The organism is Streptomyces sp. NPDC088194, assembly GCF_040702025.1.
Taxonomy (GTDB): domain Bacteria; phylum Actinomycetota; class Actinomycetes; order Streptomycetales; family Streptomycetaceae; genus Actinacidiphila.
In genome coordinates this window covers 52597-75926 of record NZ_JBFBIV010000003.1, presented here as the reverse complement: position 1 = coordinate 75926, position 23330 = coordinate 52597, and the positions used below count along the sequence as shown (strand labels likewise).

The window sequence follows — 23330 nt, the reverse complement described above, 5'->3', positions numbered from 1 at the left end:
GGGGCCGGCCGCCCGTCGGGACCGGCCCCCCGCGCATGCCTCGCACACCCGCGTACGCCTGAGGCCGCGCGTGCTCCTTGACGCGCGCGTGCCCCCGCCCGCGTGCTCCCACGCCCTCAAGTCCTCATGTCCCCATGCCCTCATGCCGGCGCCCGCCCCTGGGCGCCCATGGAAGGAACCATGAACAACCAGCATGAACAGCGCAGTTCGGCCCTGGTGCCGACCCGCCGCCAGCTGCTCACCCTCGGTGCCGCCACCGCCGCCGCGGTCGGCCTCCAGCGGATCGGCGCCGCCCAGGCGGCCGCTCCGGGCGACGGCGGTTTCGCCGCGCCCAGGACCGGCGGCGCCCAGGTGCTCCAGTCGCTCAACGGCACCTGGGACTTCCTGCCCGCGGCGGCCGGCGCCGCCTACCCGCCGGCCGACTCCGGCTGGGCCGACATCCCCGTGCCGGCCGAATGGAACATGGCGGCCGGGCCGTTCGCCACCGGTTGGGACGCCTACGACCTCTTCGAGACCCCCGACGACTGGAACACGGTGGACACCGCCTGGTACCGGCGGACCGTCCGCGTACCGGCGGCGGCCAAGGGGCAGCGGATCGTGCTGCGCTTCGAGGCGGTCAACTTCGAGGCGACCGTCTGGTTCAACGGCGCCCAGGTCGCCCACCACCAGGACGGGCTGCTGCCGTTCGAGGCCGACGTCACCGACCACGCGGTCTTCGGCGGCAGCAACACCGTTCACCTGCTGGTGCGTTCACCCGGCTCGGCCCGGCAGTCCGACGGCTACCACTTCCCTGGGGGCTCCTGGTGGGGCCAGGAGGCGGCCGGGATCTGGCAGGACGTGTGGCTGCTGGCCCGCAACCCCGTCTCCACCGCCGACACCGCGATCGTCACGTCGGTCACGGACAAGAAGCTCACCGCCACCACCGTCCTGCGCAACGACTCCGCCGCCGACGCCACCGTCCGGGTGGACCACACCGTGTGGGACGGCGCCCGCCAGGTGCTGCGGCTCAGCCGCCAGGTCACCGTGCCGGCCGGCGGCACCACCGCCGTCGAGGAGTCCGCCGGCTGGAGCAAGCCCCGGCTGTGGAACCCGGCCGACCCGCACCTGTACGAGCTGCGGGTCGACATCCGCGCCTCCGGCACCGGCCCGGTGCTCGACTCGACCACCCAGCGGTTCGGCTTCCGCGAGGTCACCGTCGACGGCCCGGCGCTGCTGCTCAACGGCGAACCGCAACTGCTGCGCGGCGACTCCTGGCACTACATGGGCTCCGTCCAGAACAGCCGCGCCTACGCCGAGATGTGGATGCGGATGGCGATGGCCGCGGGCGTCAACTACATGCGCCTGCACGCCATGCCGTACCCGCCGGTCTACTACGACGTGGCCGACGAACTCGGCATGATGATCGTCGGCGAGTCCGGCATCTACGGCTCCTCGGGCAACTACGCGATGGGCGCCGACGACTTCTGGGCCAACTGCGCCACCCACCTGAAGGACCGGGTGGTCCGCGACCGCAACCACCCCTCGATCATCGCCTGGAGCGCGGAGAACGAGATGCTGGCCGCCTTCGGCCAGAGCTACGTGCCGCAGGTCGCCGCGCTCAAGCCGCCGGTGCTCGCCGAGGACACCAGCCGCCCGGTCTACTTCGAGGGCGACGGCGACCCGCAGGGCGCCGGCGACCTGCGCAGCACCCACTACCCGGTGGAGATCACCACCAAGAACACCACGATCCCCGAGTCCGGCCGGGTGCTGGCCGTCGGCCAGCCGCGCGGCGACGAGTGGGACCGCAAGAAGCCGTTCCTGATCAGCGAGTTCAGCTCGATGTACTACGCCAACCCGTCCGACGTCAGCGCGCTCGGCGGCCCGGCGGCGTACGCGGACCTGGACGGGTTCTGGTCGGCGCACGCGCTGACCGTCCGCGCCCAGATCGAGGGCTTCCGGTACGCGGGCATCACCGCGATCTCGCCGTGGAACACGGTCTGGTACGGCATGCAGCCGCTGCCGTTCGACGGCACGTCGGTGCCGAAGCCCGATCCGAGCGGGTCCGGGCCGCGGCTGAAGCGGGTCGGGCCGTTCGCGGCGACCCTCAACCCCGGCTTCCAGAAGGGCCTGCCCGACTGGCGGCCGAACCCCATCCACGGCTCCGTGGCGCGGGTCTTCCAGCCCGTCGCCGCGCTCGCGCTGGACTACCGCACCCACTACTTCGGCGGCAGCACGCTGGCGAAGGACCTGATGGTCTGCAACGACACCGCCGGAAAGGTGAAGTTGACGGTCGGCTGGACGCTGAGCGGCAAGGGCATCCCGACCGGCAAGGGCTCGGCGAAGGTGACGGTCGCGGCCACCGACCGCGGCAGCGTGACCGCGAAGCTCGCGCTGCCCAAGGTCAAGAAGGCCACCGCGGCCACCTTGCGGATCACCGTCTCGGGCGACGGGACGTTCACCGACGACATCGCGCTGACCTTGTACCCGGCTCCCGCGGGCAAGCTCGGCACCCCGCTCAAGGCGGCGGTGCTGGAGGGGACTTCGGGTGCCGCCACCACCAAGGCGCTGACCGCGCTGGGTGTGACGGCCCGCACCGTCGCCGACTTCGGCACGCTGCCCGACCCCGCCTCCGGCGAGGTGCTGGTGGTCGCCGAGGGCGCCGAACCGGCCGCCGACACCGACGCGGGCAAGAAGGTCACCGCGTTCGTCGCCGCCGGCGGCCAGGTGCTGGTGCTGGCGCAGAGCGCGTTCCCGCAGATCCTGCCGTGGCCGCAGTTCAGCACGAGCAGCCCGCAGACCGTCACCCACGTCGCCGCGCCGCACCACCCGGTGCTGGCCGGCATCGGCGCCGACGACCTGCGCTGGTGGCAGACCGCCGACGAGACCGTGGTGTCCACCGTGCTGCTCAAGCCGCGCTTCGGCAGCCTGCTCTCGCTCGCCGACGCCGGGTCCGCGCTGGCCGCCACCGCGCTCGCCGAGACCAGGTTCGGCAAGGGCCGCTACCTGATCTGCCAGTACCCGGTGGTGGCCGCGCAGGCCGCCGAGCCGATCGCCGCCGCGCTGCTGCGCAACCTGCTCGGGTACGTCGCCCGGCCGGCCGCGGCCACCGGGCGGTTCGGGGTGCTCGCCGCCGACGACAAGAGCGCGGCGGCGGTCACCCTCAAGGCAGCCGCGGCCGATCTGACGGTGCTCGGCACGGTCGACGCCGACGCCCTCGCGGCGCTGGACATCCTGCTGGTGGACGCCTCGCCCGGCAACGACGCGCCGCTGGCGTCGCTCAAGGCCGCCGCTTCCGCGGTCACCGCGTGGACCGGCCAGGGCGGCACCCTGTGGATCAGCGGTGCCACCCCGGACACCTGGGCGTCGGTCGCGCCGTTCCTGCCGTCCGGCGCCAAGCTCACCGCCGTGGACGCCGACCACGCGCACGGCGCCGTGACCACCGGAAACTCCGCCCTGACCACCGGCGTCAGCAACGCCGACCTGGACTGGCCGGGTGCGGGCGCGCCCTTGGTGGCGTACACCGTGCAGGCCAAGGGCGGCACCAGCGCGGTGGACACCCGGGCGGTCGCCTGGAGCCTGTTCAGCGCGGGCAACGAGCAGACCAAGTACGGCAAGGCGGCACACAGCACGCTCGGCTTCACCGCCGGCAGCGCGCTGTGGCAGACGGCCGCGGGCCAGGGGTCGGTGATCGTCGACCAGTTGCTGTGGCCGGACAAGAACGCCCTGCCCACGCAGGTCGGCCTGGCCGCGCTGCTGGCCGCGAACGTCGGCACCGCCTTCGCCGCGGGCGCCGGCTCGGGCGAACTGCCCACCGACGGCTGGAAGGGCTTCACCAACCCGGCCGGCGGAACCCCCGCCAACGCCTACGACCGCAACCCCAGCACCCGCTGGACCAGTTCGACGGCCCGCCAGCCCGGCATGTACTACGGCCTCGACCTGGGGGCGTCGCACACCATCGACAAGATCGTGTGGGACGCGTCGGCCTCCAGCGGCGACGTACCCAGCGGCGCCGACCTGCTGGTCTCCACGGACAACTCCACCTGGACCACGGTGCTCAGCCTCGCCGACACCGCTCCGTACACCTCGGGCGGCGTGATGACGCTGAACTTCGACCCGGTGGACGTCCGGTACTTCAAGGTCGTCAACACCAAGGCCGCCGGGAACTACCTGTCCGTGCACGAGATCTACGTGTACACGGCGACGCAGTGACCCGGTGAAGCGGTGAGCCGGCCGGACGGGTCGTGGGGCCCGTCCGGCCGGCTCGGTATCCGCCCTGGCCTACGCGGCCGGGGTCGTGCCGGTGACCGTCGCGGCCGGGCCGGTGCCCGCGCCGGTGACGGCGGCGACGCCGACCGTGTACGGCGTGCCGGGCGTCAGATCGCCGAGCACGCGGAACATCGCGTGCGCCGACGGCTGGGTGACCAGCACGTCCCGGCCGGCCACGTCGACCGTACGGCTGCCCGAGGGGTCGGTGACCGTGATCCGGTAGCCGATGACGGGGGAGTCGCCGACGACGGTCGGGGGCGTCCAGTCCAGGGTCGCGGCGGTGGCCTGGGCCTTCAGCTTGAGTCCGGTCGGAGCCGCGGCCGGCGCGGTGGCGGCCTTCGGGGCCAGCGGCGCCGACGGCAGCGAAGGCGCGCTGTCGCCATGGGAGTTCACCGCCGTGACCGTCACGGTGTAGGGGACACCGTCGGTGAGGCCGGTGAGCCGGACCAGCGCCGTGGCGGCGAAGTCGGCGGCGGAGACGAAGGCGGTCGCAGCCGTGTGCCCGGCGGGGTCCGCGGCCGTCACCCGGTACCCCAGCAGCGGCGAACCGCCGTCCGCCCAGGTGGGGTTGAAGGCGGTGTACAGCGTGCCGGAGGCACCGACGGCCGTCGCGACCCGGGTCGGCGCCACCGGCACCGACACCGGGGCGAACCGCCGTGCGAGGACGCTCCGGTAGGCGGGCTCCAGGCCCGCGTCGGCGACCACGCCGGCGGGGGCGTCGGACGCCGAGGCGATCAGGTGGTTGCCCTGCGTCACCACGCCCTTGTTGCTGCCGTCGGCGTCACCCTGCTCCCACCAGTTGCCGGAGATGAGGGTCGGGTCGTTGTTGTGGAGGGCGTCGCGGTAGTCGACGTGGGTGCTGGCGACGTTGGCGTACGACGCGCCGTAGAGCACGTTCCCCGACACGGTCTCGTAGGTGCAGCCGTTGTCGGTGTAGACGCTCTTGCCGAGGCCGAACTGCGTGTGGATGACGTTGCCGGTGACCTTCTCGCCGGTGGCCATCGAACTGCCGGTCAGGCCCTGGGTGTAGATGCCGCCGCCGTCGTCCAGGCCCTGCATGTAGTCGGTGATGAGGTTGTCGCTGACGGTGTTGTCGTGGCTGTCGTTGGGCGTGGCGGGCGAGCCGATCTTGTCCGGCCAGCCGCCCCAGCCCATCGAGATCCCGGAGTAGCCGACGTGGTCGATCTGGTTGTGGGAGATCAGGTCGTGCTGCGTGTAGCCGTTGACGATGGGCACACCGCCGGTGAACTCCCTTGGCAGCGCGTAGAGATGGTTGTCCGTCAGCTGGACGTCGCGGGTGACGTCGGCGTCGTCGGTGGGCAGCGCCTGGTCCACGCCGCCGACCTCCACGCCGTTGCCCGAGATGTCGGTGAAGACGCTGCCGCGCACGGTGGTGTGCTGCGTGCCGTCACCCAACTCCAGTCCGGCCGCGCCGAGATGGACGAACGCGTCGTCGCTGAAGTCGAGGTCGCGGCCGTGGTCGATCGCGACGTTGCCGGGTTCCTTGGTCCAGGCGCCGAACGGGCACTGCCCGCCGGCCTGGAAGCCGCACAGGCCCTCGGTGGCGTAGCCGGTCGGGCCCGAGATGGTGTAGCCGGCCTGGATCTCGGAGAAGCCCTCCGGGGAGGAGGGGGTCAGCCAGGTGGCGTAGGAGAACTGCAGGCCGCGGAAGGCCACGTCGTGCAGGGGCGCGGCGGCGGTGCCCCGCCCGTCGACGAGCTTCTCCAGCGCGGGCGCCTCCACGTCGGCGCGGTGCAGGTCCTCGCCCTTGCGCGGCATGTAGTACACGGTGTGCGCGGCGCGGTCGAGGTACCACTCGCCCGGGGTGTCCAGGAGTTCCCTGGCGTTCTCCATGTACGTCACGTGGGCGCCGTTGGTGAGCGCGCCGGGGCCCACCATGCTGACGGTGCGGCCGGGGATGTCCGGGAACTCCACCCGCTTGTTGGAGTTGTCCCAGCACGGCTGGACCATGGTGACGGTCGTGCCGGACGCCGAGGCGACGTCGCAGCGCGGCTGCGTCCACTGGCCGAGGCCGTCGCGCACCATGTTCCACAGCGTCTCGCCGCTGGTGTAGACGAACTCGGCGCCGGCGATGTCGGGCCACTTCGCGAGGGTGTCACTGGCGGCGGTGTAGCCGGTGGCGGTCTTGGTGAGGGTGACCGGGACCTGGCCGGCGGCGCGGGTGGCGCGCACGCCGTCGACGTACAGCTGCCGGGTGTCGGAGAGCCCGCGGGGTGCCGGGGCGGCCCACAGGCCGCTGTGCCCCGTGACCTGGTGCCAGCCGGTGACCTGCTTGCCGCCGCTGATCACGGCCTTGCCGCTGCCCTGCCAGACCACCTGGTGGCCGCCTGACCCTGAGTCGCGCGAGTCGAGCGTGAGCGGATGGTCCAACCGGTAGGTGCCGTCAGCCAGATGGACGGTCAGATCCGCGGCCAGGTGGTGGTCCCGCTGCCGGACGAGGTCCTGGGCGCGCGCCAGGGTGCGCACGGGGTGGCGCGCGTCGCCCGCGGCGTGGTCGTTGCCGTGGGGCGCGACGTAGACGTCCTGGGAGGGGGGAGCGGCGTCGGCCGCCGGGCCGGTGGCGGCGATGCCGCCGATCGCCACCGCGGTGGCGGCGAGTATCGGCCACAGTCTTCTTCTGAGCACGGTCATCGTCCTTCGGGTCGGGAGCGGGGAGTGCGACGGCGCCTTGTCCGCGCCGCGCGGGGCGATCACGCCGGCAGGCCCCAGCGCGGGGCGGGGGCGTTGGCGGGGACCGGGGCGAGGCCGGTCGAGGGGCGGGTGCCGCGCGGGTGGACCCATGCCTCCTGGCCGCGGGCCAGCTCGATCCGCAGGGTGCCGCCGCCGAGGTCGGTGTACGGCAGCGCGCGGCCGGCGCCGTCGCTCACCTCCAGCGGGCCGGCGATGTCGGTGCGCAGCACGCAGGGCGCCCCGGCCTCGCTGCGCAGCCGGGCCCATCGGGTGGTGCCGCCCTGGCGGGACGCGCTGAGCAGGAAGGCGCCCTGGGTGCGGAAGTCGTGCAGCGCGACGTCCTTCCAGGTCGAAGGGACCGCCGGGAAGAGCCGGATGACGCCGCCCCAGCTCTGGCAGAGCATGTCGTGCAGGGACTGCGCGGCCGACAGCGGCGTCTCGATGACCGGCCCCGACTCCTTGTAGAGGGTGTTGGGCTGGACGTAGAGCCGCAGCAGGTCGGAGAGGTACCCGGCCGCCGCGTCGCCGTCGAGCATCTGCGCGGAGAAGGAGGCCGCGCCGGTGTAGCTGTAGCCCTGGAGCGCGCCGGTGAAGCTGATCCAGTGGTCGACCGAGGTCCTGATCAGGTCCCGGTTCTCCGGCTGCTCCCAGTTGACGAGGTACAGCGGGTAGACCGACAGCATGTGCGAGTAGTGCCGGTGCGACATCGCGAACGGCTGCCCGGCGCCGATCATGAAGCCGTCGGCGTCGACGGGCGGCGGCACGAGCCGCAGCAGCACCTCGCGCCAGCGCGGCGCCAGCGGGTCGTCGACGCCGAGGGTCTGCGCGGACTCCAGCAGCGTGGTGCAGCCCCAACGGATCAGCGCCAGGTCGAAGTTGGTGTCGGGGGTGTCCACGCCGTACTCCGGCGAGAAGGTCTTCGGCAGGTGCAGCCGGCCGTCGCTGCCGGGCTCCAGGAAGTGCAGGTAGTAGTTGACCGACTTGCGCAGCAGCGGGAAGACGACGTCGCGGAGGATCGACTCGTCCATCGTGTGACGGTAGGAGAGCCACACGTTGTGCAGCGCCCAGGTGAGGTTGCCGATCTCGGGTGTGGGCGGGTCCTGCCCCGGGATGCCGCCGCCGGTGCCGCCGGGGCCGCTGTCCAGGCCGTGGCTGAGGGTGATGTCGTTGGAGCGGGCGATGACCAGGGAGTCGGAGCGGTAGGCGGGCGCGGTCTGCGCCTTGACGTTCTCCCGGAACTCGCTCAACGAGCGGGTCAGCCCGTCCAGTTCGAGGTGGTTGGAGCCGTGGATGAGCCAGTACTCCAGCTGGACGTTGAGGTTCCACCAGGACGCGGGCCACGGCGTCGGCTCCAGCCAGGGGCCGGTGGTCGCCATCACCGGGGCGTCGCGGCGCGCGGCCGAGGCGACCTTGTACAGCTGTATCCAGTAGAAGCTCTGCAACCGCGCGTCCGGGACGGACAGGAAGCTCTTGCGGTAGTAGGCGTGCCACCACGCCCGATGGTCCGCGGTGAGCGCGGACATCGGCAGCGGCGCCGTCTCGCGCACGCTGCGCAGCGCCGCCTGGGTGGCGCCCGTACCGGGGAAGGAGTGCGCGACGGCCGCGTACAGGGTGCGGGCCCCGCCGCGTCGGACCTCCCGCCACGCGGTGACGTGCCGGCCGCCGGAGAGCAGGGACTGCACCGCGGCCCGCTCCGTGCCGTGGTCGCTCACGACGGCGGGCGGGTTGCCGGTGTAGCCGTCGGGCAGCGGCTTGAAGGCGGCCCGCGGGCTGATGGCGTCGGCGGGGTGGAACGTCCAGACGAGGTCGCGCTCCCCCGTGGACGATGTCACCTCGACGGCCAGTACCGAACGGGAGTTGTGGACGATCGCCCGCAGCCGCAGCGTGCCCGCGGTGGTGGTGACCGTGCCGGACAGCTCGCTGTTCCACAGGTCGAGCCGCCAGTCGACGGCGGTGACGGTGCCGACCGGCTCCAGCGTGAAGTACCCGATGGGTAGCCGGGCCAGGCCGAAGATGGAGCCGAACTCGGGGCGGTGGTCCTGCACTTCGCTGTGCTGGACGTTGAAGCGGATCGCGTTCGCGCCCGGTTCCGCGTAGATACCGGAGCCCAGGAAGCCGTTGCCGAGGAACGGTCCCTCCTCCCAGGTGGCGGGCATCTTCTGCCAGACCAGGTCGGAGTCGGCGAGGATCTCGGTCCAGGGCCGGTCGCCGTGCGTGTCGACGGACAGTCCCGCGGCGGCGGCCGGGCCGGGCGCGTCCGCGGACCCGGTCGCGGTCGCCGGTTCCGCCGCTGCCGCAGTTCCGCTCACCCCGGCGCTGACCCCCGCGCCCACCGCGGCACCCGCCAGCGCACCGCCCAGCACCCTGCGGCGGGACACCCCGCCCTTGTCCTGCATAACGCCTCCTGAGTATCTGAGTGGAGTTCATGTATGCACACACTCATCGGATCTATTCGCAGCGGGACGCTAAGGCGGCGCGGGTTCTACGTCAAGGAGGTGCGCAGAGGTCCTTCCCTACTTGCTTGGTGAGAGGTAGTCATCGGATCAATCTGTTGACGCGTGCACGGCAGGGGTGTATCACCAATCCTGTTCACCACCGTGAACCTGATTCAGTGACCTGAGTCCCGAGGAGCCGCACGATGCGTCTGACGAGTCGTCACCTGATCCCCGCGCTGGCCCTGATCCTGGCGGGCACCGGAACGCTGCTCGCCGCCCCGGCGAGCGGCGCGACGGATGCCGCCGCCCACCCGCCGGCCGCCCACCCGCCGGCCGTCCGCACCGCCGCCGTCCCGCCGATGGGCTGGAGCAGTTGGAGCTTCATCCGCAGCAAGCCCACCGCGCGGAACATCGAGGCGCAGGGTCTGGCCATGCACACCAGCGGCCTGCAGGCGCACGGTTACCGCTACGTCAACATCGACGCCGGCTGGTCGGACCACCTCGACGACTACGGCCGCTGGGCCTGGAACACCGCGAGCTTCCCCGACGGCATCCCCGCCGTCGCCTCGTACCTGCACCGCCTCGGCCTGAAGTTCGGCATCTATCTCACGCCCGGCATCCCCAAGGCGGCCGTCGCCGCGAACCTGCCGATCGAGGGCACGCCGTACCACCTCGCCGACATCGCGGACACCACGCAGCCCGGCAACACCCACGACGACTCCTGGCGGATCGACTTCAGCAAGCCGGGCGCGCAGGAGTACGTCCAGGGCTACGCGAACCTCCTCGCGTCCTGGGGCGTGGACTACATCAAGATGGACTTCGTCGGCCCGGGCGGCGGCCTCGTCCCCGGCGACCAGCGGCCCGACATGGCGGCCTGGCACCAGGCGATCCAGCACACCGGCCGCTCGATCGATCTGGAGCTGTCCAACTCGCTCAGCATCGCCGACGCCGACTTCTGGAAGGCCAACAGCAACGGCTGGCGGATCGACGGCGACATCGAGTGCTACCACTGCACGACGGTCGGGCTGACCGACTGGCCGCACGTGCTCAAGCGGTTCACCGACGAACCCGCGTGGGTGCCCTACGGCAGCCGCGGGGGCTGGAACGACCTGGACTCCCTGGAGCTCGGCAACGGCGCCGACGACGGCCTCACGCCCGACGAGCGACAGACCACGATGACCCTGTGGGCGATCTCCGCCGCGCCGCTGCTGCTCGGCACCGACCTCACCAAGCTCGACCCGGACGACCTCAAGGCGCTGACCAACGACGAGGTGCTCGCGGTGGACCGGGCCGGGCACCCCGCCCGGCCGGTGTCGCAGGCGACGCCGCAGCAGGTGTGGTTCAGCAGGAACGGCGACGGCAGCTACACGGTGGCGCTGTTCAACCTCGCCGACAGCCCCGCGCAGGTCACCGCCGACTGGAGCGACCTGGGAGCCCACGGCCGGCGCGGCCGGGTCCGCGATCTGTGGACGCACCAGAACCTGGGCGTCGAGCAGGGCGGCGTCTCAGCGACCCTGCCCGCCCACGGGTCGCGCTTGCTGAAGGTGTTCGTCGACTGACGGCTGGGTGCGCCTGTCGCCGCCCCCCTGACCAGGACGGCGGCAGGCGCACCGGTACTCGGGTTGCCCGCGGGGTCAGGACGACGAGCTGAACGCCGAGTCGAAGGACGACTCCGGCGGCTCGATCGCGGCCAGCGCCCTGACGTGCGCGAGCGCCTGCGGGGCGCCCAGCAGGCGGTCCATCCCGGCGTCCTCCCACTCCACCGAGATCGGGCCGTCGTAGCCGATGCTGTTGAGCATCCGGAAGACCGGCTCCCACGGCACGTCGCCGTGGCCGGTGGAGACGAAGTCCCAGCCGCGCCGCGGGTCGCCCCACGGCAGGTGCGAACCGAGCCGGCCGTTTCGCCCGTTCAGCTGCTTGACCGACTCCTTGCAGTCCACGTGGTAGATGCGGTCCTTGAAGTCGTAGAGGAAACCGACCGGGTCGAGGTCCTGCCACACGAAGTGGCTCGGGTCGAAGTTCAGCCCGAACGCCGGGCGGTGGCCGATCGCCTCCAGGGTGCGGACCGTGGACCAGTAGTCGTAGGCGATCTCGCTCGGGTGCACCTCGTGGGCGAAGCGCACCCCGACCTCGTCGAAGACGTCGAGGATCGGGTTCCAGCGGTCGGCGAAGTCCTGGTAGCCGCGGTCGATCATCTCCGGCGGGACCGGCGGGAACATCGCCACGGTGTGCCAGATCGACGAACCGGTGAAGCCCACCACGGTCTTGACCCCGAAGGCCGCGGCGGCCCGCGCGGTGTTCTTGATCTCCTCTGCGGCGCGCTGCCGCACGCCCTCGGGCTCGCCGTCGCCCCAGATCCGGGCCGGCAGGATGCCCTTGTGCCGCTCGTCGATCGGGTGGTCGCACACCGCCTGCCCGGTGAGGTGGCAGGAGATCGTCCAGCTGCGCAGCCCGTGCTTCTCCAGGGTGTCGCGCAGCCGCGGCAGGTAGGAGTCGTCGCTCAGCGCCGCCTCCACGTCGAAGTGGTCGCCCCAGCAGGCGATCTCCAGGCCGTCGTAGCCCCACTCGGAGGCGAGCCGGCACACCTCGGTGAACGGCAGGTCGGCGAACTGGCCGGTGAAGAGGGTGACGGGTCGGGCCATGGCGTGGGTCCTCCTGCGGTCGGTCGTGAGGGTCGTGAGGGTGGTGGGAGTCGTGACGTTCGTGAAGCCGGGGCGGGGGCGGCGCGGGTCAGGACGCGACCGGGATGTGCACGCCCAGTGCCGCGGCGCTGGACTCCACGGCCGCCAGCACCCGCTGCACCTGGAGCCCGTCGGCGAACGACGGCCGCGGGTCGGTCCCCTCGGCCACCGCCGTGACGAAGTCCCGCACCTGGTGGGTGAAGGAGTGCTCGTAGCCGATCAGATGGCCCGGCGGCCACCAGGCGGCCATGTACGGGTGGGTCGGCTCGGTCACCAGCAGCTTGCGGAAGCCCGCGGTGGCGGCGTCCTCGGTGCGGTCGTGGAAGGCCAGTTCGTTCATCGACTCGGCGTCGAAGGCGAGGCTGCCCAGCGAGCCGCTGATCTCGATCCGCATCGCGTTCTTGTGCCCGGTGGCGAACCGGGTCGCCTCGAACACGCCGATCGCGCCGCCCTCGAACCGGGCGGTGAACACCGCCGCGTCGTCCACGGTCACCGCGCCGCGCTCGCTGGAGGCGGTGCCGGACAAGCCGCTGGAGCTGGCCGGCAGCGGCCGCTCGGCCACGAACGTCTCCAGCAGCGCGCCCACCGAGGAGATCCGCTGCCCGGTCAGGTACTGCGCCGCGTCGATGCTGTGCGCGCCCAGGTCGCCGAGCGCGCCCGACCCGGCCCGGTCCTTGCGCAGCCGCCAGGCGAGCGGGAACTCCGGGTCCACCAGCCAGTCCTGGAGGTACTGCGCCCGCACCTGGTGGATACGGCCAAGCCGGCCGTCCGCGACGATTTGCCGGGCCAGCGCCAGCGCGGGCACCCGGCGGTAGTTGAAGGCGACCATGGAGCGCACCCCGGCCGCCCGGGCCTCCTCCGCCGCGACGGCCATCTCCTCGGCCTCCTCGACCGAGTTGGCCAGCGGCTTCTCGCACAGCACGTGCTTGCCCGCGGCGAGCGCCGCCAGCGCGATCTCGGCGTGGCTGTCGCCGGGCGTGCAGATGTCCACGACATCGATGTCCGGACGCGCCACGAGCGCGCGCCAGTCGGTCTCGTAGGACTCCCAGCCGTACCGCTCGGCGGACGCGCGGACGGACTCGGCGTCGCGCCCGCAGACGGCCGCCATCTCGACCCGGCGCGGCAGGTCGAAGAAGCGGCCCGCGGTGCGCCAGGCGTGCGAGTGGGCCGCGCCCATGAAGGCGTGCCCGACCATGCCTACGCGCAAGCCGGGCGCGGGTGCCGCCGCGTCCGTGGGCGGCGGGGGTGTTGACGTCAAGGTGGTTCCTCCTGGCGGCCCGTCTCCATCGTCGTTCTTCCGGCATCGACTGAAACTCAGCGCGCCGGATGGAACAGTTTGCGAGTTTCTGCCTGAACTTTGTCATAAGTCAAGGCTCTTGACGGGAGGAACCCCAAGAAGGCACGGTGCGGTGGACCGCTCGTCCACACCCCTGGGGGTCATGATCGAAACTCCAGTCAACCTGCGCGAGGTAGGAAGGCTACGGGTCCTGGAGGCCCTGCACACCTCCGTGCGCAGCAGTCGTCCGGAACTGGTGCGGGTCACCGGGTTGTCCAGGGCCACGGTTTCGTCGTTGATCGCGGATCTGATCGCGGTGGGCCTGGTGACGGAGGACGAGGGCCCGGAGGAGCCGGAGCCGCGGCGTACCGGGCGCCCCGCGCAGTCGTTGTCGTTGGTGCCGACCGCGGGGTACGCGATCGGTGCGGACATCGGGCACCAGCATGTCCGGGTGATCCTGTGCGACCTGTTCGGGGCGGTGTTGTGGGAGCACTGGGTGGCCAAGGAGGTGGACCGGGCTCCTGAGGAGACGCTGGACCTGGTGGCGGTGCTGGTCGGGCGGGCGTTGCAGGAGACCGGGGTGGGCCGGGAGCGGGTGCTGGGGATCGGTGCGGGGATCGCGTCGCCGGTGGAGAAGGGCAGTGGGGCGCTGGGGGCGGAGGGCATCATGCCCGGGTGGGTGGGGATGCGGCTGACGGACGAGTTGCGGCGGCGGACGTCGTTGCCGGTGCGGGTGACCAACGACGCGAACGCGGGCGCGCTGGCGGAGCGGATGTACGGCGCGGGGCGGCACGCGAGCGACATGGTCTACGTCCGGCTGTCCGCGGGGATCGGCGCGGGCATCGTCAGCAACGGGAAGCTGCTGCTCGGCGCGCGGGGCCTGGCCGGGGAGATCGGGCACCTGCCGCTCACCGCGGACGGCCTGATCTGCCGCTGCGGCAACCGCGGCTGCCTGGAGACCGTCGCCAGCCCCGTCGCCATCGCCCGCCTCCTCTCCGACAGCTGGGGCCAGCACGTCGTCCCCCGCGATCTGCCCGCGCTGATCGAGCAGCGCAACACCGGTGCGCTGCGCGCGGTGCGCGACGCCGGGGACGCGGTCGGCCGCGCGCTGTCCACGCTGGTCACCCTCCTCAACCCCCGCCTGATCGTGGTCGGCGGGGACCTGGCGGGCGCGGGCGAGGACATCCTCGAACCGATGCGGTCCGGGGTGCGGCGGCACACGCTGCCGTCGGCGGTGGAGAGCGTCGAGATCGTCACCGGGGGACTGGGCGACGGCGCGGAGGTCCGCGGCGCCGCGGGCCTGGTCCTGGCCGACGCGCCCCAACTGCTGTCCGCCGCACCGGGCGCACCGCAGGAGGAGCCCGCGTAGCGGCCCGGCCACGCGCCCGCGCTCGCGGCCAGGCGCTGCGGTCGGCCGTGCGCCGCGGTCGGCCGGCCGCGCTGACGCGACCGTGGGTGACCACCCACAATGGGTGCCATGGAACCCATCATCACCGCGGCCGAACTGGCCGCGGCGCCCGCCTCGACCGCCGTGCTCGACGTCCGCTACAAGATGGGCGGCCCGCCCGGGCACGGCGAGTACGCCGCCGGCCACATCCCCGGTGCCCGGTACGTCGACCTGGACACCGCGCTGGCCGGCCCGCCCGGGCCGGGCGGGCGCCACCCGCTGCCCGACACCGAGGTGTTCGGCGCGGCGATGCGCGCGGCGGGGGTCGGCGCGGACACCGACGTGGTGCTCTACGACGACTGGAACGGCTGGGGCCCGGCCCGGGCCTGGTGGCTGCTGCGCTGGGCGGGCCACGAGCGGGTCAGGGTGCTGGACGGCGGGCTGGCGGCGTGGAAGGCCGCGGGGCTGCCGCTGAGCACCGAGGAACCGGCGCCGGGCGACGGGGACTTCGTGCCGCACCCCGGCGCGCTGCCGGTGCTCGACGCGGCCGGCGCCGCCGAACTGGCCCGCCGCGGGCTGCTGCTGGACGCCCGCGCGGGGGAGCGCTACCGCGGTGAGACCGAGCCGATCGACCCGGTCGCCGGCCACATCCCGGGCGCGGTGAGCGCGCCCACGACGGAGAACGTCACCGCCGACGGCCTCTTCCGCACGCCCGCCGAACTCGCCGCCCGCTTCGCCGCCCTGGGCGCGACGCCCGACGCCGAGGTGGGCGTCTACTGCGGGTCCGGCGTGTCCGCCGCCCACCAGATCCTCGCGCTGGCCGCCGCGGGCGTTCCCGCGGCGCTGTACGTGGGCTCCTGGAGCGAGTGGGGCGCCGACCCGTCCCGGCCGGTGGCGACGGGCGAGCAGCCGGGCTGACCCGCCGCCGGAGACACGCGTAAGGGGCAGCCACCCAAGTGGCTGCCCCTTACGGCCGTCGGCTCCCGGTCAGTGTCCCGATTCCCCTGACGAGGTCGGGCTACTCCTGTCCGCGCGCAGTCGCTACTCCTGCTTCTTGCGGCGGCTGCCGAAGACGATCTCGTCCCAACTGGGCACCGTGGCACGCCGTCCCGGGCGGACGCCGTCCGCCTCGGCCTGGCGGTCGGTGGTGCCCTTCAGGCGGTCGCGGTGGCCGGCCACCGCGCGCGGCATCAGCACGTCGGCGTAGGCGGAGCCCGCACCGGCGCTGGCCGCGGGTGCGGCCTCCTCCGGCTCCTCCTGCGGCACCTCCGCCGCCGGAGCGGCGTCCGGCGGGGCCGGCGGAGCGGGCACGACCATGTCGCCACGGAAGCTCGGCACCGCTTCCAGCAGGCTGGTGAGCGAGTCGCGCTCCTCCGGCTGCTCCTCGGCGCGCGCCTCCCGGTCCTGGCGGTCGGGCCGCTCCGGGCGTTCCGTGCCGGGGCGGTCCAGCGGCCGGTCCCTGGGCAGCCGGGCGATCCGGGGCACGAACGGGAAGCTCGGCTCCTGGCCCTGGGTCTGCGTGGTCTCGCCGATCAGCGCGCGGGCCTCGTCGTCGACCGCCTGCACCAGGCGGCGCGGCGGGTCGTAGGTCCAGCTCGCCGAGTGCGGCTCACCGGCCACCCGGTAGACCAGCAGCACCTCCCAGGTGCCGTCGTCGCGGCGCCAGGAGTCCCACAGCACGGTGTCCTTCTCCGCGCCGCGCAGCAGCAGGCGTTCGGCGACCGCCTCGCCCAACTGCGGCCCGGTGGTCTCGCCCTGGCGGCGGACCGGGGTCTTCCTGGCCCGCTCGGCCATGAAGGCCCGCTCGGCCAGCACCGGCCCCTCGAACCGCCGGACCCGCTCCACCGGGATGCCGCCGAGCTGGGCGACCTCCTCGGCCGAGGCACCGGCACGTATCCGCGCCTGGATGTCCCGGGGCCGCAGATGGCTCTCGACCTCGATCTCGATCTGGCCGAGCCGGGCCCGGTCGTTGCGCACGGCGGCGCGCAGCCGCTCGTCGATCGGGAGGGTGTACTCCGTGCTGTCGGCAGCTTTGAGCACCAGTCGGGTGCCGTCGTTGCTGACGGCCACGACCCGCAGTTCGGGCACGGTTACCTCCCGGGTGGTGCCTGCCGACGTCACGTGCGTCGCTGCTCCCGTTGAACGAGTGTGGCCTGCCCGGGTGCAGCGTGCCACAACCTTGCGGAGTTACCCGGCGTGTCGGGACAAGATGGTGACACGCCGTTATGGGACGGTAGTCGTTTGGCCACCCAGCGTGACCAACTGCGGCACCCCGGGACGAGCGCCCCCCGACTCCCCTCCACGGGTTCCTTGGCGACCGGCCGGGCACCGGAAGCCAGGATTCGTCACGGTACTCCATTCGGGCCACCGCGGGGCGGCTGCCGCGCCGTCGAATGTCGTGCAGGGGGCGGGAGTTGGGTGACCCGGCTCACATCCGGGGGTTCCACGCATCACCCAAAAGGGGACGTAGTCCACGAAGTCGCCGTCACCTGGCCGCCGACCCGGCGCCCGGCCACCGGCCCCGCCAACGGCCGGCGACCTGGCATCCGGCGGCGAACTCGCGCCCGCCCGACGGCCTTCCCCGGTCGGCAACCTCGCGCCCGGCTACGAACCCAGCACCCGCCGCAGGTAGTCGTTCCCGAACAGCCGCTCGGGGTCGAGCCGGTCGCGCAGCGCGGTGAACTCCTCGAAGCGGGGGTACGCCGCCCGCAGGTACTCCGCGTCGCGGGTGTGCATCTTGCCCCAGTGCGGCCGCCCCTCCGCCGCCGTCATGATCCGCTCGACCGCGGTGAAGTACTCCTGGTAGCGGCTGCCCCGGTACATGTGCACCGCCACGTAGGCGCTGTCCCGGCCGGACGCCGTGGACAGCGCGATGTCGTCGGCCGGCGCCACCCGCACCTCCACCGGGAAGCTGATCCGCAGGTCGGACCGCTCCACGGTGGCCTTCAACTCCCGCAGCACCTGCACCGCCGCCTCCCGCGGCACCGCGTACTCCATTTCCACGAACCGCACCCGGCGCGGGCTGGTGAAGACCTTGTACGCGATGTCGGTGTACGTCCGGGCGGACAGCGCGCGGCTGGAGAGCTTCGCGATCCCCGGGATCGCCGACGGCGCCACCCTGCCGAGCGCGCACGCGGCCTGGAAGACGCCGTTGGAGAGCAGCTCGTCGTCGATCCAGCCGCGCACCGCGGGCACCGGCGCGGCCGGGCCCGTACTGCGGTTGTTGCGCTTGGTGTTGCAGCCCTCGGTGTGCGGGAACCAGTAGAACTCGAAGTGCTCGTTCTCCGCGACGAGCCGGTCGAAGTCCGCGGTCACCCGGTCGAAGGTCATCGGCTCCTCCCGCGCGGTGAGCAGGAACATCGGCTCCACCGCGAAGGTGAGGGTGCTGACCACGCCGAGCGCGCCCAGCCCGAGCCGGGCGGCGGCGAACACCTCGGGGTTCTGCTCGGCCGAGCAGGTCAGCACCGACCCGTCGGCGGTCACCAGGTCGAGCGCGACGATCTGCGCGGCGATCGAGGCGGAGTCGCGACCGGTGCCGTGCGTGCCGGTGCTGGTGGCGCCGGCCACCGTCTGCTCCATGATGTCGCCCATGTTCCGCAGCGACAGGCCCGCCGCGGCCAGCGCCGCGTTGAGCTGCCGCAGTTGGACCCCGGCCTCCACGGTGACGGTGCCGGCCGCCGCGTCGATCGACCTGATCGCGGTGAGCCCCTCGGGCCGCACCAGCAGCCCGTCGGTGGCCGCCGCCGCGGTGAAGGAGTGGCCGGAGCCGACCGCCTTCACCCGCAGCCCGTCCGCGGCGGCCTTCCGTATCGCCGCGGCCAGTTCGTCCACGGACGCGGGCGCGGCGACCCGCCCGGGCCGCGCCGAGACGTTGCCCGCCCAGTTACGCCACTCCCTCGCCTTCGCGGGTGCCGTCGTGCTGCTCGTGGCCGTGGGTGCTGCTCCGGTCCGGCTCATCGTGGTCCTGCTCCTCCCGATCCGGTGCCGGCCGCAGCCGGCGATAGCCGAGGAACGCCACCGCCGCCGCGAAGACCGCGGCGAAGGTGCACACCCAGAAGGCGGCCGAGGCACCGTGCGCGTCGATCACCCGACCGGCGAGCGCGGCACCGGCGGCGACGCCGACCGCGAGACCCGTGCTGGTCCACGTGATGCCCTCGGTCAACCGCCCCCGGGGTACCAGCTGTTCGACCAGGCCCATGGCGTTCACCATCGTGGGGGCGATGGTCAGGCCGGAGAAGAACAGCGCCAAGGCCAGGAACCACAGGTTCCCGACCAGTAGTGGCGGGATCATACTCACCGCCATCAGCGCGATGCCCAGCCGGAACCGCCCGGCGATCGTCCCGCGCGGCCGGCTCAGCCCGAACACCAGCCCGGCGACGCACGAACCGAGCGCGTACGTCGCCAGCACCACACTGGCCAGCGCCTTGTGGCCGCGCTCGTCGGCGAACGCGACCGTGACCACCTCCACCGCGCCGAACATCGCGCCGGTGCCGACGAAGACCCCGACCAGCACCGCCAGCCCCGGCGCGGCCAGCACCGACCCGCCGGACTGGTGCGCGTCCGCGTGCGGAACCGGCTCGGTGCCCCGCAGCGCGGTCAGCGCCAGCACCCCGACGGCCAGGAACACCGCCGCCAGCAGCGGCCCGGCCTCGGCGAACCAGCCGGTGCTCAGCCCCACCGACAGGATGGGGCCGACGATGAAGACGATCTCGTCCACCACCGCCTCGACCGAGTAGGCGGTGTGCAGCTTCTCCGGGGTGCCGCGCAGGATCTCCGACCAGCGGGCCCGCACCATGGCGCCGGTGCTCGGGGTGGTCCCGGCGCCCAGCACGCACACGAAGTACGCCCAGTCCGGCGCCCCGGCCCGGACGCACGCCAGCAGCCCGGCCACCGAGACCACGCTCACCGCGCAGACCGGGCGCAGCACCCGCCGCTGTCCGTACCGGTCCACCATGCGGGAGATGCGCGGGCCGCTCACCGCGCCGGACAGCGCCAGCGTCGCCGACAGCGCGCCCGCCAGGCCGTACCGCCCGGTCACCTGGGAGACCATCGTCACTATGCCGATGCCCAGCATCGACAAGGGCATCCGGCCGACCAGTCCGGCCAGGCTGAACGCCACCGCTCCCGGGGTCCGGTAGATCGCTCGGTAAGGGCTGGTCACGTGGAGCTCCCCGGCGTCGTCGCCGTCGGCACGGGCAGGACGGATCGGGGTCCCGCGTAAGGAACATGGCTGGCGAGTACAGCTTACGGATCGGGGCAAGTCGTTTTCCGCCGGAGCCGGGCGCCGGGGACGTCGGACCGAAGTGGCAGGATCGGAGCATGCCTGATCAGCGTGACCCGCTCGCCGCGCCGGACCGACCCGCCCGACCGGAGCCGCCGGACGCCGGCCCGTACGACGCCCTGCTGCTGCTCTCCTTCGGCGGACCGGAGGGACCGGACGACGTGGTGCCGTTCCTGGAGAACGTCACCCGGGGTCGTGGCATCCCGCGCGAGCGGCTGAAGGAGGTCGGCAAGCACTACTTCCTGTTCGGCGGGGTCAGCCCGATCAACGCGCAGAACCGCGAGCTGCTGGACGCGCTCCGCAAGGAGTTCGCCGACCACGGCCTGGAACTGCCGGTGTACTGGGGCAACCGGAACTGGGCCCCCTACCTGACGGACGCGCTGCGCGAGATCGCCGACGCCGGGCACCGCCGGGTGCTGGTGCTGGCCACCAGCGCCTACGCCTCCTACTCCGGCTGCCGCCAGTACCGGGAGAACCTGGCCGCCTCGCTCGCGGCGCTCGCCGAGGAGGGCCGCCCCGCGCTGCGGGTCGACAAGCTGCGGCACTACTTCAACCACCCCGGCTTCGTCGGACCGATGACCGACCACACGCTCGCCGCGCTCGCCGAACTGCCCGAGGAGGTGCGCGGCGGCGCCCGCCTGGCCTTCACCACGCACTCCATCCCGACCGCCGCGGCCGACACCTCCGGCCCCGTCGAGGGCCACGGCGACGGCGGCGCGTACGTCGCCCAGCACCTCGACACCGCCCGGCAGGTGGCCGAGCGGGTCCGCGCGGCCACCGGCGTGGACCGCCCGTGGCAGCTCGTCTACCAGTCCCGCAGCGGCGCCCCGCACATCCCCTGGCTGGAGCCGGACATCTGCGACCACCTGGAGCGCGAGCACGCCGACGGCGCCCCCGCGGTGGTCATGGTGCCCATCGGCTTCGTCTCCGACCACATGGAGGTCAAGTACGACCTCGACACCGAGGCGGCGGCCAAGGCCGCGGAACTCGGACTGCCGGTCGCCCGCGCCGCCACGGTGGGCGCCGATCCGCGGTTCGCCGCCGCCGTGCGCGACCTGGTGCTGGAGCGCGCCGCGACCGAGCGCGGTCTGGCCCCGGCCCGCTGCGCGCTCGGCGCGCTGGGCCCGAGCCATGACGTGTGCCCCGCGGGCTGCTGCCCGGCCGCCGGCCGGCAGCCGTCGCGGCCCGCCGCCGCAGGAACCGACTGAGGAGACCGGAACAGATGAGCACACCCGCCAACGGCCCGGCCGGCCCGAACCAGCCGCCCGCCAACGGCCCGGCCGGCCCCGTCGCCACCGGCGAGGACGCCGAACTCCTGGGCATCGCCCTGGAGGCCGCCCGCAGGGCCGGCGCCCTGCTGCGCGACGGCCGCCCCGCCGACCTGGGCGTGGCCGCCACCAAGTCCAGCCCGATCGACGTCGTGACCGAGATGGACATCGCCGCCGAGAAGCTGATCACCGCCTACATCGGGCGGCTGCGCCCCGAGGACGGCTTCCTCGGCGAGGAGGGCGCGAGCAGCGAGGGCACCAGCGGAGTGCGCTGGGTGATCGACCCGCTGGACGGCACCGTGAACTACCTCTACGGCCTGCCCTCCTGGTCGGTGAGCATCGCCGCGGAACGGGACGGCGAGACGGTGGTCGGCGTCGTGGCGGCCCCGATGCGCCGCGAGACCTACCAGGCGGTGCTCGGCGGCGGCGCCTACGTCGAGGGCGTGCGGGCGCGCTGCCGCCCCGCCCCGGACTTCGAGCACGCGCTCGTCGCCACCGGTTTCAGCTACCTGCGCGAGCGCCGGGTCGCGATGGCCGAGGTGATCAAGGGGCTGCTGCCGCAGGTCCGCGACATCCGGCGCGGCGGCTCGGCGGCGATCGACCTGGCCGACGTCGGCTGCGGCCGGCTCGACGCGTACTACGAGCGCGGCCTGAACCCGTGGGACCTCGCCGCCGGGGACCTCTTCGCCCGCGAGGCCGGCGCCCTCACCGGCGGCCGCCCGGGCGAGGCGCCCTCCGGCGAGCTCACCCTGGCCGCGCCGCCCGGCCTCTTCGAACCGCTCCAGCGCCGCCTGGACGAGCTGGGCGCCTGGCACGACTGAACCGGCACCACTCCGGCACCACCGACCCGGCCGGCGGGCCCGCAGCGGGCCGCCGGCCGGCCTCCTCGCGGCATGCGAACGCCCCGGCACCTTCGTGGTGGCCGGGGCGTGCGGCTTTGGGGGCCGGAGGTTCAGGCGACCTTGGGCCGTACGTCCACCCCGTGCTCCGCGGCGAGGCGGCGCAGATCGTCCAGTTCGCCCTCTTCGACATCGGCGAGGAAGTCGTCCCCGGTTTCGCGGGCCCGGCGCAGATCGGACTCCGTGCTGTGTATGCGCTGGAGGATTCCATTCGTGAACGCGTCCATTGTGCGCCCCCTCGTCGTCTCCGTTGACACGCGAGTGTCAAGCCCGCTGTCCTCGCGCGGGAAGCGCGGGACAAGGCGTGGTGGGTGGGTGTAAAGCCGTCCTCCCCACCCCGCCCGAGTCGGAAACCTCACCGACCCGAAGGAAATTCCGGCGGTCCCCGACGTCCCGTTCTCCGGTCCTCGGCGTACCGCCCCTCGGACCACGGGCGCTCCCCTTACCGCCGATTTACGGGGGTCCGGTGCAGGATGGAGGTGGATTCCCACAGCTCACGGAAGGAACAGCGCCTTGCGCGTACTGGTCGTCGAGGACGAGCAACTGCTCGCCGATGCGGTTGCCACCGGCCTGCGCCGCGAAGCCATGGCCGTCGACGTGGTCTACGACGGCGGTGCCGCCCTGGAGCGCATCGGCGTCAACGACTACGACGTGGTGGTGCTCGACCGCGACCTGCCGGTGGTGCACGGCGACGAGGTGTGCCGCCAGGTGGTCAGCCTCGGCCTGCCCATGCGGGTGCTCATGCTCACCGCGGCGGGCGACGTCAGCGACCGGGTCGAGGGCCTGGAGCTGGGCGCCGACGACTACCTGCCCAAGCCCTTCGCCTTCACCGAGCTGACCGCACGGGTGCGCGCGCTCGGACGCCGTACGACGGCCGCCCTGCCGCCGGTGCTGGAGCGCTCCGGCATCCGGTTGGACCCCAACCGCCGGGAGGCGTTCCGCGACGGCAAGGAGGTCCACCTGGCGCCCAAGGAGTTCGCCGTCCTGGAGGTCCTGATGCGCAGCGAGGGCTCGGTGGTCTCCGCCGAGCAGCTGCTGGAGAAGGCGTGGGACGAGAACACCGACCCGTTCACCAACGTGGTGCGGGTCACCGTGATGACGCTGCGCCGCAAGCTCGGCGAGCCGCCGGTGATCGTCACGGTGCCCGGCTCCGGCTACCGGATCTGA

At 73.1% G+C, this 23330-nt stretch carries 15 protein-coding genes; 7 read left to right on the top strand and 8 right to left on the bottom strand.

All coding sequences use genetic code 11. The annotated features are described in order from the left end of the window. Positions 1-180 precede the first annotated feature (180 nt). Entirely contained in the window at positions 181-4188 is a 4008-nt protein-coding gene (locus AB0399_RS02115; RefSeq protein ID WP_366409957.1) for a sugar-binding domain-containing protein, read from the top strand. A gap of 69 nt (positions 4189-4257) precedes the next feature. On the opposite strand, the gene AB0399_RS02110 is transcribed toward AB0399_RS02115, so the two are convergent. Further along, a complete protein-coding gene (locus tag AB0399_RS02110; protein WP_366409956.1) occupies positions 4258-6891 on the bottom strand; it encodes a fibronectin type III domain-containing protein in 2634 nt (877 codons plus the stop codon). Positions 6892-6956: 65 nt separating this feature from the next. After that, positions 6957-9332, bottom strand: coding sequence for a glycoside hydrolase family 95-like protein (locus AB0399_RS02105; protein WP_366409955.1), 2376 nt, complete (start codon positions 9330-9332; stop codon positions 6957-6959). A 242-nt stretch (positions 9333-9574) separates the two neighbouring features. Here AB0399_RS02105 and AB0399_RS02100 point away from each other — a divergent pair, with 242 nt between their 5' ends. Beyond that, entirely contained in the window at positions 9575-10930 is a 1356-nt protein-coding gene (locus AB0399_RS02100; RefSeq protein WP_366409954.1) for a glycoside hydrolase family 27 protein, read from the top strand. A gap of 75 nt (positions 10931-11005) precedes the next feature. Here the strand turns inward: AB0399_RS02100 and AB0399_RS02095 are convergent, their stop codons facing one another. Further along, positions 11006-12013, bottom strand: a complete 1008-nt coding sequence (locus tag AB0399_RS02095) for a sugar phosphate isomerase/epimerase family protein (protein ID WP_328470333.1) — start codon at positions 12011-12013, stop codon at positions 11006-11008. An 88-nt stretch (positions 12014-12101) separates the two neighbouring features. Beyond that, entirely contained in the window at positions 12102-13247 is a 1146-nt protein-coding gene (locus tag AB0399_RS02090) for a Gfo/Idh/MocA family oxidoreductase (protein WP_366410001.1), read from the bottom strand. A gap of 244 nt (positions 13248-13491) precedes the next feature. Here AB0399_RS02090 and AB0399_RS02085 point away from each other — a divergent pair, with 244 nt between their 5' ends. Both AB0399_RS02085 and AB0399_RS02080 read left to right on the top strand, forming a co-directional pair. Continuing rightward, complete coding sequence (locus AB0399_RS02085; protein ID WP_328470335.1) at positions 13492-14697, top strand: ROK family transcriptional regulator; 1206 nt, start codon at positions 13492-13494, stop codon at positions 14695-14697. Between the two features lie 108 nt (positions 14698-14805). Beyond that, positions 14806-15633 carry a sulfurtransferase gene (locus AB0399_RS02080; RefSeq protein ID WP_366409953.1) on the top strand — a complete coding sequence of 276 codons (828 nt, stop codon included), beginning with the start codon at positions 14806-14808 and terminating at the stop codon, positions 15631-15633. Between the two features lie 123 nt (positions 15634-15756). On the opposite strand, the gene sepH is transcribed toward AB0399_RS02080, so the two are convergent. The 3 genes from sepH to AB0399_RS02065 form a co-directional block, all read right to left on the bottom strand. Continuing rightward, entirely contained in the window at positions 15757-16803 is a 1047-nt protein-coding gene (gene sepH, locus AB0399_RS02075; protein ID WP_329363937.1) for a septation protein SepH, read from the bottom strand. A gap of 516 nt (positions 16804-17319) precedes the next feature. After that, positions 17320-18672 (bottom strand): D-arabinono-1,4-lactone oxidase, encoded by a 1353-nt coding sequence (locus AB0399_RS02070; protein WP_366409952.1) that lies wholly within the window; start codon positions 18670-18672, stop codon positions 17320-17322. After that, a complete protein-coding gene (locus AB0399_RS02065; protein ID WP_329363935.1) occupies positions 18599-19876 on the bottom strand; it encodes an MFS transporter in 1278 nt (425 codons plus the stop codon). The genes AB0399_RS02070 and AB0399_RS02065 overlap by 74 nt, the downstream gene beginning before the upstream one ends. A 158-nt stretch (positions 19877-20034) precedes the next feature. Between AB0399_RS02065 and AB0399_RS02060 the strand changes: the two genes are divergently transcribed. After that, complete coding sequence (locus tag AB0399_RS02060; RefSeq protein WP_366409951.1) at positions 20035-21204, top strand: ferrochelatase; 1170 nt, start codon at positions 20035-20037, stop codon at positions 21202-21204. A 14-nt stretch (positions 21205-21218) separates the two neighbouring features. Beyond that, a complete protein-coding gene (locus AB0399_RS02055; protein ID WP_366409950.1) occupies positions 21219-22085 on the top strand; it encodes an inositol monophosphatase family protein in 867 nt (288 codons plus the stop codon). A gap of 131 nt (positions 22086-22216) precedes the next feature. Here AB0399_RS02055 and AB0399_RS02050 read toward each other — a convergent pair whose 3' ends face one another. Next, positions 22217-22390 (bottom strand): hypothetical protein, encoded by a 174-nt coding sequence (locus tag AB0399_RS02050; RefSeq protein WP_328470349.1) that lies wholly within the window; start codon positions 22388-22390, stop codon positions 22217-22219. Between the two features lie 286 nt (positions 22391-22676). Here AB0399_RS02050 and AB0399_RS02045 point away from each other — a divergent pair, with 286 nt between their 5' ends. Continuing rightward, positions 22677-23330, top strand: a complete 654-nt coding sequence (locus AB0399_RS02045) for a response regulator transcription factor (protein WP_328470351.1) — start codon at positions 22677-22679, stop codon at positions 23328-23330.

Excerpts from the sequence above, each read along its gene's own strand:
- AB0399_RS02055 (WP_366409950.1), top strand. The coding sequence starts at position 21,219 with ATGAGCACACCCGCCAACGGCCCGGCCGGCCCGAACCAGCCGCCCGCC.
- AB0399_RS02090 (WP_366410001.1), bottom strand. The coding sequence starts at position 13,247 with ATGGTCGGGCACGCCTTCATGGGCGCGGCCCACTCGCACGCCTGGCGC.
- AB0399_RS02095 (WP_328470333.1), bottom strand. The coding sequence starts at position 12,013 with ATGGCCCGACCCGTCACCCTCTTCACCGGCCAGTTCGCCGACCTGCCG.
- AB0399_RS02080 (WP_366409953.1), top strand. The coding sequence starts at position 14,806 with ATGGAACCCATCATCACCGCGGCCGAACTGGCCGCGGCGCCCGCCTCG.
- AB0399_RS02050 (WP_328470349.1), bottom strand. The coding sequence starts at position 22,390 with ATGGACGCGTTCACGAATGGAATCCTCCAGCGCATACACAGCACGGAG.
- AB0399_RS02105 (WP_366409955.1), bottom strand. The coding sequence starts at position 9,332 with ATGCAGGACAAGGGCGGGGTGTCCCGCCGCAGGGTGCTGGGCGGTGCG.
- AB0399_RS02100 (WP_366409954.1), top strand. The coding sequence starts at position 9,575 with ATGCGTCTGACGAGTCGTCACCTGATCCCCGCGCTGGCCCTGATCCTG.
- AB0399_RS02085 (WP_328470335.1), top strand. The coding sequence starts at position 13,492 with ATGATCGAAACTCCAGTCAACCTGCGCGAGGTAGGAAGGCTACGGGTC.
- AB0399_RS02070 (WP_366409952.1), bottom strand. The coding sequence starts at position 18,672 with ATGAGCCGGACCGGAGCAGCACCCACGGCCACGAGCAGCACGACGGCA.
- AB0399_RS02060 (WP_366409951.1), top strand. The coding sequence starts at position 20,035 with ATGCCTGATCAGCGTGACCCGCTCGCCGCGCCGGACCGACCCGCCCGA.
- AB0399_RS02115 (WP_366409957.1), top strand. The coding sequence starts at position 181 with ATGAACAACCAGCATGAACAGCGCAGTTCGGCCCTGGTGCCGACCCGC.